Source organism: Rhodococcus sp. IEGM 1351, assembly GCF_030056875.1.
In the GTDB taxonomy this organism is placed as follows: Bacteria; Actinomycetota; Actinomycetes; order Mycobacteriales; family Mycobacteriaceae; genus Rhodococcus_F; species Rhodococcus_F opacus.
The window spans coordinates 154,196-168,904 of sequence record NZ_JASHKU010000011.1 but is presented as its reverse complement, the minus strand read 5'-3'; the positions used below and the strand labels follow the sequence as shown (position 1 = coordinate 168,904).

Here is a 14,709-nt window from a genome sequence, read left to right as displayed (position 1 = left end):
GGGGCTCCGGAATCGCCGATTCGGTGAAATTGGTGCGGCTGAGATGGACGAAACGGCAGTACCACGAATCTGCGCCTTCTTGACAACGCGGAAACGCTATGGCTACCGTCACATTATTCAACCAGCGGACACGAGTTCGGTATGCGAACAGGATCTGTCCGGCACCAACCTAGACGGGACATCGGAATGAGCGATCACGCCTTCACCCCGGCAGCCGAGAAGCAGGCGCGAAGAGCAGCGCTGAGCAGTTTCGTCGGCGCAGTCATCGACTGGTACGACTTCCTGCTCTACGGGTTGGTCGCCGCACTGGTCTTCAACTCGGAGTTCTTCCCGAATGTCAGCCCGGCGATCGGAACGCTCGCCGCGTTCGCGACGTTCGGCGTCGGATTCCTGTTCCGGCCGCTCGGCGGTGTGGTGTTCGGCCACTACGGCGACCGCATCGGACGCAAACGGATGCTGATCCTCACCGTGCTGATCATGGGAACGAGCACCGCCCTGATCGGACTGTTGCCGTCGTTCGGGTCGATCGGCTGGTGGGCTCCGGTCCTGCTCGTCACGCTGCGCGCCATCCAGGGCTTCGCCGTCGGCGGCGAGTGGGGTGGGGCAGCGTTGATGGCCGTCGAGAGCGCCCCGCCGAAGAAAAAGGCGTTCTACAGCAGCGGAGTGCAGGTCGGCTACTCGGTCGGGCTCATCCTCGCCACCGGATTCGTCATGCTCATGAGCAACCTGACCACCGACGACGCGTTCAGCCAGTGGGGTTGGCGTGTTCCGTTCGTCGCCAGCATCGTCCTGGTCGGAATCGGCCTGTGGATCCGCGCCGGAGTGCAGGAGAGCCCCGAGTTCGTCGAGAAGGTCGAGAAGGTCGAGGAGGAGCAGACCGCGCAGGACAAGAAGCGGATTCCCCTCGTCGAAGCACTGCGCAACCACCCGAAGGCATTCCTCCAGATCATCGGCCTGCGTTTCGCCGAACTGTTCTCCATGTACATCGTGACCACGTTCGCGTTGAGCTACTCCACCCAGGAACTGGGGATGGAGCGCAACTTCATGCTCAACGTCGGTCTGCTCGTCGGTGCAGTGGGTATCGGCACCATCCCGCTGTTCGCGTGGCTGTCCGACAAGCACGGCCGGCGGCGCGTCTACGTCCTCGGCGCGCTGATCGGCGCGGTGTGCGCGTTCCCGTTCTTCATCTTCCTCGAGAACGGGTCGATGATCGGCACCGTCATCCTCGCCGTGCTCCTCGTCAACATCTCGCACGACATGGTCGTCAGCGTGCAGCAGCCCCTGTTCACCGAGATGTTCGGGGCCGAGTACCGGTACAGCGGCGCGGGCGTCGGCTACCAGGTGGCCAGCGCGATCGGCGGCGGCTTCACCCCGTTCATCGCGGCAGCCCTGGTCACCGCCAGCGGCGGGTCCTGGCACCTCGTGGCCGTGTACCTCGCCGGCGGCTGCATCGTCAGCGCCCTGATCGCGTGGCGACTGCAGCCCGATGCGAGTGCCGACGCGTCGGACGCCGCCACTCGAGCCGAGCTCGAGAACTCGCACTGAACATGGCGGCGCGGTCGGTGCTCCGGGAGTTGCCGGGTGCGAGCCTCGACCGCGTCGTGCAGGTCGGGGCCGGTGGTGCCGGAGTCGCCGTCGCCCTAGGCGGTCAGCCGAGGGACAGGTCGGAACCGATCCGCTCCGCGGTCGCGACGAGTTTCGGCACCACCGACGCCGCGACGTCGTCCCGCGTGTACTGCGTGCCCTGCAGCGAGGAGTTGAGGGCGGCGACCACGGCGCCCGTCCGATCCCGGATGGGAACGGCCGCGCCGCGGATGCCGATCTCGAGCTCGTTCTCCGACATCGACCAGCCGTCGGCGGCGACCTTCCGGACGTCTGCGCGCAGGTGTTCGACGTCGGAGATCGTGTGGGGTGTGAAGGCCTGGAATTCGGTGGTCTTCAGGTAGTCGTCGAGCGCGCCGGCCGAAAGTCCGGCCAGCAGAACCCGTCCCGTGGACGTCGCGTACGCGGGGAACCGCATGCCCACCGTGATGGAGATGCGAATGATCCGGGGCGAGCGGACCCGCGCCACGTACACCACGTCGGGACCGTCGAGAATGGTGACGGAGATGGTCTCGCCCAGTTCCTTCGCGAGAGCCTCGATGTGCGGGTCGGCGACCTGCGGCAGTCGCAGCGCGGCGAGGTACGAGAAGCCGAACCGCAGCACCCGGGGTGTGAGCGAGAAGTTGCGTCCGTCGAGACGCAGGAAACCCTTGTCCACCAGGGTGAGCAGAATACGGCGCGCAGTGGACCGGGTGATCCCGACAGCCTGCGCCACCTCACTCAGTGTGCGTTCACGGTGCTGTTCGTCGAAGCATTCGAGAACGGTCAGGCCACGGTCCAGGGACTCGAGGAAATACCGTTCCCCCGACGCCGGCTGCTCGGCCACCTCAGCAGCCACCTGTTTCGCACACGCCGTCATGCTACCGGGCGACTAGGTGTGTCAGAGCCGGCTGAACGCCGCGTCCAGTGTGGCGAGTCCGCTCGTGTCGATGAGGAAATCGGTTTCGAGAGTGTCGCGCAGTTCGTCGACGGTCGCCAGTTCGCGCCGCTCGGACGTCCCGCCGAGGTGGTGCACCGTCAGCCGCGTACCGGCCAGGGCGTAGCGGCGGTCTTCCGTGGCCCGCGCCGCCATGAGTCCGGTCACGAAATGCGATCCGGGCCAGGTCGACAGGTACCAGTTGGGGGCCTCGTAGTCGACGGGGAACTGCCCGGTGAGGTCGAACCGGTAGATGGTCCGCCACTCGTCACCGACGAGTGCCTGCATCGCGTAGTCGCCCGCGACGTCGACCAGCCGGAACGGTTCCAGCGGAGTGTCCTGCACGGTGTCCAGTTCGAAGCGCAACGTGGTGGTGAGGGTCATGCCGCCGAACCCGACGTCGATGAGCCTTCGCTCGCCGGCGACGTCGACGAGCAACAGCATGTGCGAGCGCGGAGTGACCGCATCGATCGGAGATCCCCACAGAACACGGGCGGCGAGTGGCGTCACGTCGAACCCGAGCTCGAGCAGGACGGCCCGCAGCAGGAGATTCTGCTCGAAGCAGTAACCGCCCCTTCGGGATTCGACCAATTTCTGGTGCAGTGACGGCAGGTCGAGCCGGTTCGGTGTGCCGAGGAACGGGTCGAGGTTCTCGAACGGGATCGACCGGGCGTGATGTGCGGCAAGCTGGTTCAGCGTCGCCGTCGTCGCGGATCGGTCGCCGTCGTACCCGATCCGGTCGAAGTACCGCTCGAGGTTCAGATCGCCCGCAGTGGCCATGGAGCACAGTGTAAGCGCGGCGAATGACCGATCAGGGGCCGTCACTGGGGGAGGATGGACAGGGTGCGGGGTCGCGTGACGGGAGGACACCCATGGGACGGCGACGTTTCTCGGTTGCAGCGTTGCTGGTGGTCGTCACGTGCGCGGCATGCCAGTCCGAGGGGAGTCCGGCGCAGCCGTCGACGACCACCGCGGTCGCCGCGCCGGCCGAAGCCGAGCCCACGGTGATCGCCGCCGACCTCGACGTGCCGTGGGGGATCGCGCTCCTGCCGGACGGGACGGCACTGATCGCGGAACGGGACAGCGGCGCGATCCAGCACCTGCAGGCGAACGGCGACACGACCGTGATCGGCGAAGTGCCCGGTGTGGCGGCGCGGGGCGAATCGGGACTGCTGGGCCTGGCCGTCTCACCGGCCTACGCAACGGATCAGATGATTTACGCGTACCTGACCACCGACGACGACAATCGGGTGGTCGCCCTGCGGTTCGACGGCCGCAGCCTCGGGGAGCCGGCCCCGATCCTGACGGGCATCCCCGCCGGATCGATCCACGACGGCGGCCGGATCGCATTCGGGCCGGACGGCAAACTGTACGTCGCCACCGGTGAAGCCGGTGACCGGCCACGCGCCCAGGACCCGTCCTCACTCGGCGGCAAGATTCTGCGGATCAACCCCGACGGGTCGATCCCGGCCGACAACCCCACCCCCGGTTCACCGGTCTGGTCGTTCGGGCACCGCAACGTGCAGGGCCTCGCGTGGGACGACGCCGACCGGTTGTGGGCCACCGAATTCGGGGCGAACACCTGGGACGAGGTGAACCTCATCGAACCCGGCGGCAACTACGGATGGCCGGAGGTCGAGGGGCGGTCGGGCGAGGCGGGCTTCGTCGATCCGGTGGTCCAATGGTCCACCGGCGAGGCGTCCCCGTCCGGGCTCGCGTTCCAGGACGGCGCGCTGTGGGTCGCGGCGCTGCGCGGCGAACGACTGTGGCGGATTCCCGTGGGCGGTGACGGCTCGCTCGGCGAACCGCAGTCGCTGTTCGAAGGTGAGTACGGCCGACTGCGCACCGTCGTCGCGACACCGGACGGAGCAGTCTGGTTCAGCACCAGCAACCGTGACGGGCGCGGCGATCCGGCGGAGGGCGACGACCGCATCCTCATGCTGCGCCCGTGAGTACTTATCAACCGCGGGCGGTTAATAAGTACTCACGGGTCAGTCGGTCCAGGGGACGATCGGCGGCTTCACCCACATGATCTTCTCGTCCCGGTGCGCCGGGGTGGCGGCGGGATGGTCGGGGTGGCGCTCCGCCCACGCCGACTTCTGGTCGAGCAACTCGACCACGGTCAGCCACGTCTCCATGGTGCTCGGCGGGTTCGACCCGGCCGCCCGGGCGAGTTTCCGCAGCGTGCCGTCGGTGAGGTCGAGGAGTTCCTGACCGCTGATTCCGCGATCCCACACATACCGCGCGAGTCCCATCGCCTTCTCGCGACGTCGCTTCGCAGCGCCTTCGGTGTGCGCGAAGTCGACTTCCTGAGGTTCCATCGTCTTCCCTTCTCGTGCGCGTCACCACGGTAGGTCACCCGTGTCTCGTCCCGGTATCGTGGGAGGACGATTCTCGCAGCAGACGCGAGCGGACGGCGCGAGCAGTAGGGAAGACGGACGATGGGCAGGCAGCGCGGCGGTCGGGCTGCCCGGACAACCGACGGGGGTCCCGTCGCAGGCGTGTACCCGATCGACACGGGCACGTGCGAACTCACCGAAGACCACCTCAACCCGCACGGCTGGGTGCTGAAGGTGAACGGGGTCGAGAGTTCCCACATCGACCTGTCGGATCCCACGCACCTCGATTTCGAGTACATGCGGTGGATCGCCGAACTGGTCGCTTCGCACTGGGGAACGGACCAGCGGGTGCGGTCCCTGCACCTCGGTGGCGGTGCCTGCTCACTCGCGCGGCATCTCGCCGCCCGGTATCCGGACGCCCGGCAGGTGGTGGTCGAACTCGACGGCAGGCTCGCCGAGTTGGTGCGCGAATGGTTTGACCTGCCGCGGGCACCACTGCTGCGACTGCGGGTGGGTGAGGCGCGGGCGGTCACCGAGACGCTGACGGAGTCCAGCCGCGACCTGATCGTGCGCGACGTGTTCGCCGGCAACACGACTCCGACGCCGCTGACGACGACGGAGTTCACCGGGCACGTGCGCCGGGTGCTGGCGCCCGGCGGGATCTACGCGGTCAATTGCGGCGACACCCGCGACCTCGTCCTGGCGCGCCGGGAGGCGGCGACCATCGGCAGCGTGTTTCCGCACACCACGGTCATCGCCGATCCCGCCATGCTCAAGGGCCGCCGCTACGGCAACATCGTGATCGCGGGCAGCGACGTGCCGATCGGCGACGACCCCGCACTCGTCCGCACACTGCTGGGTGGTGGTGTGCCTGCCCATGTCTGGGACGACCGGCAGGTGCGGACGTTCGCCGGTGCGGCGCGGGTGCTGCGCGACGCGGACTCCGGGAGCTAGACCAGCACCCAGATCAGCGAGGCCATCGCGAAGCCCACCACGGACAGGATGGTTTCGAGCACCGTCCACGTCTTCAGAGTGTCTTTCACCGACATGTTGAAATACCGTGACACGATCCAGAATCCGCCGTCGTTGACGTGGCTGGCGATGATGGATCCGGCCGACACGGCGATCACGATCAGGGCGATCTGCGGGGACGAATAATTTCCGGCTGCGATCGACGGTTCGATGACGCCTGCGGTGGTAACGATGGCGACGGTCGCCGAGCCCTGGGCGATGCGGAGGGCGCAGCTGATCAGGTACGCGGACAGGATGACCGGGAGGCCGAGTGCGTCCATCGAGTCGGCCAGGGCCTGCCCGACTCCGGTGGCCCGCAGCACCGCGCCGAAGAACGCACCGGCGCCGACGACCAGCAGGATCATGCCGACCGGTTTCAACGCCGCCGCGGACATCGCACCGATCTCCTGCGCCGTGATTCCGCGCCGGGTCCCGAGCAGGTACAGCGCCAGCAGGACGGCGATGGTCAATGCGATCGTGGGTGTGCCGAGGAAGATGAGGACGGACAGTAGTGTCGAGCCTTCTTCGAGGACCACGTTGCCGACCGTCGCACCGAGGATCAGCACCATCGGCACGAGGATGATGAACGAGATCAGCCATAGTGGCGGCGGGTTCTTGTCGGCTTCCTTCTCCTCCGGGATGAACTCGTCCGGGACCTCGATGATCACGCGCTTGCCGATCCAGCTACCCCAGACGACGCCACTGACGAACCAGGCGGGGATACCGCAAGCGAGGCCCATGATGATGATCCAGCCCATGTCGACGTGCAGCAGACCGGCCGCGGCGACGGGTCCCGGGTGCGGGGGCAGGAACGCGTGGGTCATGGACAGGCCGGCGAGCATCGGCATCGCGTACATCACCAGCGACTTGCCGCCGCGCTTCGCCGCCACGTACACGAGCGGGGCGAGGATGAAGATGCCGATGTCGAAGAAGACCGGGATACCGAGGACGAGGCCGGTGACACCCATCGCGAGCGGAGCGCCCTTGGGCCCGAACAACTTCAGTAGCCGTTCGGTCAGGACGTCGGCACCGCCGGAGCGTTCCATCATCGCGCCGAGGACGGTGCCCAGGCCGATGATCGGCGTGATGTGCCCCAGGATGCCGCCGAACCCCTTCTCCAGAATCGAGTCGGCCGCCGACGTCGGTGTGCCGACCAGTTCGACCACCGACACTCCCGCGATGAGCGCGACGCCGACGCCGACGACGATCAGCGCGATGAACGGCTCGAGCTTCAGCTTGATGATGAGGATCAACAGCACGGCGATGGATATCGCCGCGAGAGTGAGTAGTCCGGCTGTGTCGTGCTGCAGCCAGTCGACGAACGACGTCATTGCGTCTCCAGGGGAGGTGGTGGGGTCGGGCGAGAGTGGGACTAGTTCGAGAGCGCGGCGACGAACGATCGTGCGCGGTCGGTGATGTCGGTCCAGTTGCCTGCCGCGACGCTGGACGGTGGGACGACGCTGGTGCCCGCGCACACGGCCAGCGCGCCGGCGTCGAGGAACTGGCGGGCGTTGGAATCGTTGATCCCGCCCGACGGCAGGAGTTCCACGCCGGGATACGGGCCGTGCAGGTCCGACAGGTAGTCGGGGCCGAGCCGCTTGGCGGGGAAGATCTTGACCGCGGCCGAGCCGAGATCGACGGCCATGGCCACCTCGGTGGGAGTGAACGCGCCGAGGAACACGGGAATCGACCGCCCTGTCGCGACTTTCGCGACGTCGGGACGGATGCCGGGGGTCACGAGGAACCGGGCGCCGGCGTCGATCGCGGCGGCGGCCTGATCGCCGGTCATCACGGTTCCGACGCCGAGGATGCTGCCTGCCGCGGCTGCGGCGTCGGCGGCGCGACCGAGATGATGGAGCACCTCGGGCGTGGTGAACGTCAGCTCGACCGTCCGGATTCCGCCCTCGGCGAGTGCGTGGCACAGGTCTGCGGCGTCGGGGATGGTTTCCGCTCGCACCACCGTCAGTACCCGGTCGGCACGCAAGATGTCGATCTCGGTCATCGAACTGCTCCTCCTTCTTCGCGGCGCAACGATCTTCCGGCGGTCGCGCCGGTGAGGCGGCCGTCCTCGAGGGCGAGGTGGCCGCGGACGAATACGTGGGAAATACCGGCCGCCGCCTGGCGCGGCTGTGCGTAGGTCGCGGTGTCGCTGACCGTGTCCGGATCGAAGAGCACGAGGTCAGCGGCGTATCCGCGGCGGACGAATCCGCGATCCACGAGCCGCAACCGCGTCGCGGCTCGGCCGCTGAGGTGACCGACACACTCCTCGAGGGACATCAGGCCGAGGTCGCGGCTGTAGTGCCCGAGGTAGCGAGCGAACGTTCCCCACCCGCGCGGGTGCGGTTTTGCGCCGACCAGCAGTCCGTCGCTGCCGCCGGTGTGCCGGGGGTGCTGCATGATTGCGCGCACGTTCTCCTCGTGGCCGACGTGTTGCAGGATGCCGCTGCCGAGTTGGTCGCGGATCAGGATGTCGATGCACACGTCGAAGGGGTCGCGGTTCTCGGCGACGGCGATGTCCGCGACGGTCTTCCCGACGTAGTCGTCGAGTTCCGCGTTCTGCACGCCGCTGATCTCGAGCGTGTGCCACTCGGCGATCACCCCGTGGCAGCCGTCGGAGCCGGTGACCTCGAGATGCTCCCGGATGCGTTCGAGGGCAACCGGATCCCGGAGCCGATCGAGCGTCTGTTCCATGCTGCCCGCCGACGCCCAGCTGGGCAGGATCGCCGACAGCGTGGTGGCGCCGGGAAGGTAGGGGTAGGTGTCGAGGCTGATGTCCGCGCCGGCGGATTCGGCCGTGTCGAGCAGGGCCAGCAGTTCCGGGGCGCGGCCCTTGTTGGGTCCGAAGTTCAGCGTGGCGTGAGCCAGATGCAGTGCGCACCCCGCCCGCGACGTCAGGTCGACCATCTCGGCGTAGGCCTCCATGGCGCCGGCGCCGTAGGACCGGTGGTGCGGGGAGAAGTAGCCGCCGTACTCGGCGACGGTCCGGCACAGTGCCAGCAGCTCCTCGTTGTCCGCGTACATCCCCGGCGTGTAGGTCAGTCCCGCGGACAACCCGACGGCACCCTCCGCCATGGACTGCGCGACGATCCGCTGCATCTCCTCGATCTCCGACGGTGTCGCCGGCCGGTCGTCCCAGCCGACCACCAGGGCCCGGACCACTCCGTGCGGGACGAGATACGCGACGTTGGTGGCGATACCGCGGTCGAGTCGGTCGAGGTATTCGCCGACGCTCCGCCAGGAGAAGTCGAAATCCGAGGGATCGGTGTTCCACCCCGCGATCTTGCGCCGGACCACCGCGAGCACGTCGTCGGTGACGGGTGCGTAGGACAGCCCGTCCTGCCCGAGTACCTCGGTGGTGACGCCCTGGGTGATCCGCGACGGGTGCTCGGGGTTCAGCAGGATCTGCAGATCCGAGTGGGCGTGCATGTCGATGAAACCGGGCGCGAGCACCAGGCCGTCGGCGTCGATCACTCGATCCGCGCGAGGGCGTCCGGTCTCGGAGTGAACTGCCTCGGGCCAGATTTCGGCGATCCGGTCTCCGTCGACGAGCACGTCGGCGCGGTACGTCGGCGCCTCCGAACCGTCGACGACGGTGGCGGAGCGGATCAGTGTGGTCATGATGTGAGTCCTCGGCCGGGGATCAGAAGAAGGTGCGGATCAGGTCGACGACGACCGGATCGTCGGAGTCGTCGCCGACGACGGGAATCCAGCGCCACTTGTCGAACGCGGTGCACGGGTGCGAGAGACCGAGCCGGACGACGTCCCCGACACGCAGATCGTGTTCGGGCCGTGCGGGATCGAGCCGGAGGAACGCGTGCTGGTCGTTGACGGCGGTCACTTCGGTGCCGACGAGGGGCCGCGGCGTCGCCCCGAGTTGGCCGGCGACGGTCTGCGCGGTGGGGAGTCCTTCGTCGAACGGGACGTCGCGCTTGCCGGCGTCGAGCAGGGCGAGGCCCGGCTCGGGGCGGGACACCACCCGGGCCCACGTGTGCATCGCCGACGTGAGTCGACGTGCCTGCCTGTCTTCGCTGCGGCCGAACGGTGAGATCCCGGTGTAGAAGCCGTCGTCGTGGATGATGTATGCGCCGGCGCGGACCACCACTTTGGTTCTGCCACCGGCAAGTTCGGCGAGCACCTCGGCGACCACGTCGAAGTAGGCGCTGCCGCCCGCGGTCACGTACACGTCCTGACCCTCGGGGTAGCGGCCCTCGGCCTCCAGTCGGCGATGCAGTTCGGCCATCGACCGGAGATACGTGCGGACCCGGGTGAGGGACTCCTCGGACGCGTCGTGTGCGAGGGCGCCCTCGTAACCGGAGACACCGGCCAACCGCAGTGCGGGGCTTTCACCGATACGTTCGGCCACCTCCACTGCCTCGGCCACGGTTCGCGCGCCGGTGCGTCCTCCCTCTCCGCCGAGTTCGACGAGTACGGGCATCGGACGGACCACCGTGACGTGCGCGAGCGCCGCGGTCATCGCGTCGACCGTCTGCGGGGAGTCGGCCCACATCAGGACTTCGAGTTCCGGGTTCGCGTCCATCTGCTCGGCCAGCCACCGCAGCGCGGTCGGGTCGACGAGCGAGTTCGCGATCTGCACCCGGCGCGCGCCGAAGCGTACCGCCACCCGGAGCTGACCGAAGTTCGCGAGCGTGATGCCCCACGCGCCGCTGCGGATCTGCCGGTCCCACAGCACCGGAGACATCGTCGTCTTCCCGTGCGGCGCGAGGTCGACCCCGTGCGCCTCGCACCAGGCCGCCATCGTGTCGAGATTGCCGGCGATGGCCGTCTCGTCGAGGACCATGACGGGCGTGCTGAAGGCGGACAGCCTCGGCTGCGTTCCGAGGAACTCGGTCTTGGTGAGGCCGTTCGCCGCGGAGGGGAGGGCTTTGTCCACGTCGGACAAGCGCAGCTCGTCGAGCTCCGCCAAGGCGCCGGAATCGAGTGTGTCCGGTCCGCTGATCGTCATCGTCGATCCTGTCGTTCGGGTTCTGGGGGGCAGGCCTGCAATCGGAGGGAGGGCCGTGAAGTGCTACGTTGCGCTCTATGCAACGGTGATTGCGTTTTTGAGTCACCTATGTCTAGCATTGGCCTGGGTCATCGTCAACGGTCCGGTGTGGCATGCATCGCCGGGGCGAGGGCTCTCGAAACGCAACCCCAGTGCCGGTCCGAGCAGTCGTAGAGGTAACAAGTGCAGGAATCGACCCCCACCCCCGAGTCCGGTGTCGCGTGCCTCGGTGAGGCGATGGTCCTGGTGGCCCCGGACTCGACACTCCACCTGGCCGGCGCCGAGGCGAACGTCGCCGCCGGACTCGCCGCGCTGGGCATACCCGCCGCCTGGGTCGGACGGCTCGGCGACGACGAGTTCGGCACCCTCATCCGCACCGAACTGCAGGCGCGGGGTGTCGACGTCCGCGCGATCGAGGTCGATCCCGACAGGCCCACCGGGCACTACTCGAAATCCACCGCCCTCGACGAGCACGGCGAGCCGCGAACCGACAGCCTGTATTCCCGGGCCGGTTCGGCGGCGTCGGCCATGGATCCCGGATTCCTCGACACGCCGGCCGTCGCGGATCTGTTCGGCCGCGCCGCCGTGGTCCACTGCAGCGGAATCACACCGGCCCTGTCCGATTCGTGCCTCGCGCTGATGCGGCGACTGCTCCGCGACCGGTCGGGAATCTCCGGTGTGGTCAGCTTCGACGTCAACTGGCGTGAACAACTGTGGCCGGACGGCGACCCGCGGATGGTCGTGGAACTGGCGAATCTCGCCGATCTGGTTCTCGTCGGCGCGGACGAGGCCTTGCGCGTTCTCGGCACCGCGGATCCGCACGAGTTGCGGCTCATCCTGCCCGCCCCGGCCACCGTCGTCGTCAAGGACGGAGCGCACCGGGCGCTGGCCGTCGACCGACGTGGCCGCAGTGTGGCGGTTCCCGCGCTGCGCGTCGACGTCGTCGAACCCGTCGGAGCGGGCGATGCCTTCGCCGCCGGATATCTCAGCGGGGTGGTGCGCGGCGAGGATCAGGCGCGGTGCCTGCGCCGCGGGCACATCGGTGCCGCCGCCACTCTGACGGTGGCAGCGGACTCGGCACCCCCGCCGCCCGCCGAACTGCTGGACGAGCTGCTCCGGTGCTCCGAATCGGACTGGGCGGCAACGAGCGTCACCGCCGACGGTTTCTCCCCCCGAGGAAGTGGAGTGAACGGATGAGTCAGAGTGTCTCCCGCGCCCTGCACCTGCTGGTGCAACTCGGCAACGGTCCCGCCAATCTCGACCAGCTGGCCGAATCCACCGGGGTCCACAAGACCACCGTGCTCCGGTTGCTGCGAACGCTGTCCGACGAGCGGTTCACGTTCCGCGACAACAGCAACCAGTATCACCTCGGTTCCCGCATCTTCGAGCTCGCCGCGCAGGCCACCGATCAACGGGAAGTGCGGCGCATCGCGTCGCCGCACCTCGTCGCGTTCAACCGCGAATACGGGCGCACCACGCACCTCGCGGCGATGGAAGGAGGTGACGTGGTGTACATCGACAAACTCGAATCGCACGATCAGATCAGGATGTACTCGCGAATCGGACTGCGCGCCAACCTCAATTCCACCGCCGTCGCGAAGGTGATTCTCGCCGACCTGCCGGATTCGGAACTGCGGCCGATCGTCGACTCGATGGACTTCTCCGCCCGCACCGCCAACACGATCACGACGCCCGAACGCTACCTCGACGAGATCCGTCTGGTCCGGGAGCAGGGCTGGGCGCACGATCAGGAGGAGAACGAGCCGTCCGTCAATTGCATCGGGGTGCCCATCCGCGGCGCGTCCGGCCGCGTCGTCGCCGCCGTCTCCGTCTCGGTGCCCGACGTCGTGCTCAGCTACGAACGCGTCCTCGACCTGCTCGAACCCCTTCAGGCAGTGGGGGCGCGGATCTCCCGCGACTGCGGATACCGCGCCCAGCCCTGACCGTCCCCCGTCCACCCGAAAAGTAACGACACACAGGAGAATCGATATGTCCGACACCACCGTCATCCGCACCGAAGGCGCCCCCGCCCCCGCGCACACGTTCAGCCAGGGCATCAAGAAGGGCAACATGCTCCAGGTGTCGGGGCAGGGTCCGATGGACCCCGTCACCAACAAGTACATCGCGGAGGGCGACGTGCGCGAGCAGACCCGTCGCACGCTCGAGAACGTCAAGGCGATCCTCGAAGCCGGCGGCGCGAGCGTGGAGGACGTGCTGATGTTCCGCGTCTACCTCACCACCCGCGACGACTTCGCCGCGATGAACGACGTGTACGGAGAATTCATCGCGGAGAACGTGCCGAGCGGACAGCTGCCGTGCCGGACCACGGTTTTCGTCGACCTCCCGCACGAGGTCATGCTCGTCGAGATCGACGCGCTGGCAGTGACCGGCTAGGTCGCTACGCGGTGACGAGGTGCCGGCAGCTCATCCGCGGCGACATGGGCAGCTCGGTGAAGACGGGCTCGGACGTGTCCGCCGTCGGCACCTCCAGGTAGAGGTGGCTGCCGTCCGCGACGACCCCCTGCGGTTGCAGGCCGATCAGCTTGGCCACCACGTACGTGGCGCTCAGGCTGGTGACGTCGCGGATGATCCCGAGCCGCAGCAACGACCGCGTCTCCGCGATCGCCTCCTGCTCACCGGCCCGCAGGACCAGCCGCAGTCCGGGTGACACGGCCTGCGCCGCCACGGACACCGCGATGTTGTCCAGGTCGTCGGAGCCGACGGCGGCCAGCGCGAGAGCTCGGCTCACACCCAGTCGCTCGAGGAGTTCACGGTCACCACCGTGCCCCACGACGGTCGGGATGTTCATCGACCGCACGAGCCGCAGGTTCTTGGCGTGGGGGTCGCGTTCGACGCCCACCACCGCGACACCGAGAGCCTGTAGTTCCCGGCAGAGCCGGAGCCCGACCTGGCCGAGGCCGACGACGATGACGTGGCCGGAGCGGGGCAGGACGCGGCTGCCCACCAGGCCGACCAGCCGGGGGCCGAGCAGGCGCTCGATGATTCCGGCGGTGAACATGGCCGTGAAGACGACGGTGAACAGCATCGCCACCGAGGCGAACACCGCGTAGGCGGGGCTGCCGTGGGTGTCGGTTCCCGGACCCACGGTGGTCACCACGCGCACCGCCTCGTTGAACGCGTCGAGCGGTGCCACGTGCTGGCCGAGCATCAGCCACAGCCAGTCGGCGAACAGCACTGCGAGGAGCCCGGCGAGCCCACCGAGCAGGATGCGCGTGCCGATGTCGTGCGAGCGCAACAGTCCGGTCGCGCCGGTCGCCGCGGTGCGCCACCAGCTCCGCCGGGGCAGGTCGACGTGGGCGCCCTCGGGGTGGCCGTCGATCATGCGGACCGTCAACATGTGCTCGCCCGCGTGCCGGGCCGCGACGAGTTCGGGTTCCAGGCACGGACCGGCGAGCGTGGGGGCGGCCAGGTCTGCAGGTGACGTCACCTCGCACTGCGGAAGGAGCTGCGACAGCTGGTCCGCGACCGTGCGGTCGAAGATCGTCACCACCAACGGGATCGACGCCGAGATGTGCGCCGCGGCCAGCGCGTAGCGCAGTGCGACGACGTCGTCGCGCACCAGTACGGCCATCCCGCAAGGTTCGTCCGCCATCGCCAGGCGGAGCTCGTCGTCGTCGGGGGCGACGAGATGGCGTACGTGAAAGTCCCTTTCGCGGAGGGACGCACAGACCCGTCGGGCCACGGTGGTTTCGCCGATGACGAGATATGAGTCGTTCACGTGTGGTCCTTCCGGCTCGGGATCACGAGAGCGTACCCGAGTAGAACCGTAGATCCCACACGAGAATGCCTACCGGTGAGTAGCCGGCAATGTCCTGGAA

Annotated in this window: 14 protein-coding genes; 6 read left to right on the top strand and 8 right to left on the bottom strand. The window is 68.1% G+C overall.

Translation table 11 applies throughout. The annotated features are described in order from the left end of the window. Positions 1-186 precede the first annotated feature (186 nt). On the top strand, positions 187-1,545 hold the full coding sequence (gene shiA, locus QM806_RS20720) for a shikimate transporter (RefSeq protein WP_054247306.1): 1,359 nt from the start codon (positions 187-189) through the stop codon (positions 1,543-1,545). A 103-nt stretch (positions 1,546-1,648) separates the two neighbouring features. Here shiA and QM806_RS20715 read toward each other — a convergent pair whose 3' ends face one another. Further along, a complete protein-coding gene (locus tag QM806_RS20715) occupies positions 1,649-2,428 on the bottom strand; it encodes an IclR family transcriptional regulator domain-containing protein (RefSeq protein WP_005568382.1) in 780 nt (259 codons plus the stop codon). Positions 2,429-2,482: 54 nt separating this feature from the next. Continuing rightward, positions 2,483-3,298, bottom strand: coding sequence for an arylamine N-acetyltransferase family protein (locus QM806_RS20710; protein WP_283292663.1), 816 nt, complete (start codon positions 3,296-3,298; stop codon positions 2,483-2,485). 92 nt (positions 3,299-3,390) lie between these two features. On the opposite strand from QM806_RS20710, the gene QM806_RS20705 reads away from it, so the two are divergent. After that, positions 3,391-4,470 carry a PQQ-dependent sugar dehydrogenase gene (locus QM806_RS20705; RefSeq protein WP_054247308.1) on the top strand — a complete coding sequence of 360 codons (1,080 nt, stop codon included), beginning with the start codon at positions 3,391-3,393 and terminating at the stop codon, positions 4,468-4,470. Positions 4,471-4,509: 39 nt separating this feature from the next. Here QM806_RS20705 and QM806_RS20700 read toward each other — a convergent pair whose 3' ends face one another. Beyond that, complete coding sequence (locus tag QM806_RS20700; RefSeq protein ID WP_005251221.1) at positions 4,510-4,839, bottom strand: hypothetical protein; 330 nt, start codon at positions 4,837-4,839, stop codon at positions 4,510-4,512. A gap of 120 nt (positions 4,840-4,959) precedes the next feature. On the opposite strand from QM806_RS20700, the gene QM806_RS20695 reads away from it, so the two are divergent. Then, the gene (locus QM806_RS20695; protein ID WP_005258922.1) at positions 4,960-5,811 is read left to right on the top strand and encodes a spermidine synthase; all 852 of its coding nucleotides are present in this window, start codon (positions 4,960-4,962) and stop codon (positions 5,809-5,811) included. Here the strand turns inward: QM806_RS20695 and QM806_RS20690 are convergent. Genes QM806_RS20690 through QM806_RS20675 form a run of 4 tightly spaced genes read right to left on the bottom strand, consistent with a single transcriptional unit; the run spans position 5,808 to position 10,831 of the window. Then, positions 5,808-7,199: a GntP family permease gene (locus QM806_RS20690; protein WP_005258920.1), complete on the bottom strand. Its 1,392-nt coding sequence runs from the start codon at positions 7,197-7,199 to the stop codon at positions 5,808-5,810. The two genes, QM806_RS20695 and QM806_RS20690, sit on opposite strands and share 4 nt — an antisense overlap. Before the next feature lie 41 nt (positions 7,200-7,240). Beyond that, positions 7,241-7,870: a bifunctional 4-hydroxy-2-oxoglutarate aldolase/2-dehydro-3-deoxy-phosphogluconate aldolase gene (locus QM806_RS20685; protein ID WP_283292660.1), complete on the bottom strand. Its 630-nt coding sequence runs from the start codon at positions 7,868-7,870 to the stop codon at positions 7,241-7,243. Then, the gene (locus tag QM806_RS20680) at positions 7,867-9,486 is read right to left on the bottom strand and encodes an N-acyl-D-amino-acid deacylase family protein (RefSeq protein ID WP_283292658.1); all 1,620 of its coding nucleotides are present in this window, start codon (positions 9,484-9,486) and stop codon (positions 7,867-7,869) included. Before QM806_RS20680 ends, QM806_RS20685 begins: the two co-directional genes overlap by 4 nt. Positions 9,487-9,508: 22 nt before the next feature. Beyond that, the gene (locus tag QM806_RS20675; protein ID WP_054247310.1) at positions 9,509-10,831 is read right to left on the bottom strand and encodes an amino acid deaminase; all 1,323 of its coding nucleotides are present in this window, start codon (positions 10,829-10,831) and stop codon (positions 9,509-9,511) included. Positions 10,832-11,053: 222 nt separating this feature from the next. On the opposite strand from QM806_RS20675, the gene QM806_RS20670 reads away from it, so the two are divergent. The 3 genes from QM806_RS20670 to QM806_RS20660 are packed head-to-tail and all read left to right on the top strand — an operon-like array spanning position 11,054 to position 13,264. Further along, a complete protein-coding gene (locus QM806_RS20670) occupies positions 11,054-12,067 on the top strand; it encodes a sugar kinase (RefSeq protein ID WP_054247312.1) in 1,014 nt (337 codons plus the stop codon). Then, entirely contained in the window at positions 12,064-12,813 is a 750-nt protein-coding gene (locus QM806_RS20665; protein WP_005258913.1) for an IclR family transcriptional regulator, read from the top strand. The genes QM806_RS20670 and QM806_RS20665 overlap by 4 nt, the downstream gene beginning before the upstream one ends. 46 nt (positions 12,814-12,859) lie before the next feature. Beyond that, the gene (locus QM806_RS20660) at positions 12,860-13,264 is read left to right on the top strand and encodes a RidA family protein (protein WP_005251231.1); all 405 of its coding nucleotides are present in this window, start codon (positions 12,860-12,862) and stop codon (positions 13,262-13,264) included. Between the two features lie 4 nt (positions 13,265-13,268). Here QM806_RS20660 and QM806_RS20655 read toward each other — a convergent pair whose 3' ends face one another. Further along, positions 13,269-14,609 (bottom strand): potassium channel family protein, encoded by a 1,341-nt coding sequence (locus QM806_RS20655; protein ID WP_005258909.1) that lies wholly within the window; start codon positions 14,607-14,609, stop codon positions 13,269-13,271. Positions 14,610-14,709: the final 100 nt, after the last annotated feature.

Excerpts from the sequence above, each read along its gene's own strand:
- QM806_RS20705 (WP_054247308.1), top strand. The coding sequence starts at position 3,391 with ATGGGACGGCGACGTTTCTCGGTTGCAGCGTTGCTGGTGGTCGTCACG.
- QM806_RS20690 (WP_005258920.1), bottom strand. The coding sequence starts at position 7,199 with ATGACGTCGTTCGTCGACTGGCTGCAGCACGACACAGCCGGACTACTC.
- QM806_RS20700 (WP_005251221.1), bottom strand. The coding sequence starts at position 4,839 with ATGGAACCTCAGGAAGTCGACTTCGCGCACACCGAAGGCGCTGCGAAG.
- QM806_RS20680 (WP_283292658.1), bottom strand. The coding sequence starts at position 9,486 with ATGACCACACTGATCCGCTCCGCCACCGTCGTCGACGGTTCGGAGGCG.
- QM806_RS20665 (WP_005258913.1), top strand. The coding sequence starts at position 12,064 with ATGAGTCAGAGTGTCTCCCGCGCCCTGCACCTGCTGGTGCAACTCGGC.
- QM806_RS20695 (WP_005258922.1), top strand. The coding sequence starts at position 4,960 with ATGGGCAGGCAGCGCGGCGGTCGGGCTGCCCGGACAACCGACGGGGGT.
- QM806_RS20660 (WP_005251231.1), top strand. The coding sequence starts at position 12,860 with ATGTCCGACACCACCGTCATCCGCACCGAAGGCGCCCCCGCCCCCGCG.
- shiA (WP_054247306.1), top strand. The coding sequence starts at position 187 with ATGAGCGATCACGCCTTCACCCCGGCAGCCGAGAAGCAGGCGCGAAGA.
- QM806_RS20685 (WP_283292660.1), bottom strand. The coding sequence starts at position 7,870 with ATGACCGAGATCGACATCTTGCGTGCCGACCGGGTACTGACGGTGGTG.
- QM806_RS20675 (WP_054247310.1), bottom strand. The coding sequence starts at position 10,831 with ATGACGATCAGCGGACCGGACACACTCGATTCCGGCGCCTTGGCGGAG.
- QM806_RS20710 (WP_283292663.1), bottom strand. The coding sequence starts at position 3,298 with ATGGCCACTGCGGGCGATCTGAACCTCGAGCGGTACTTCGACCGGATC.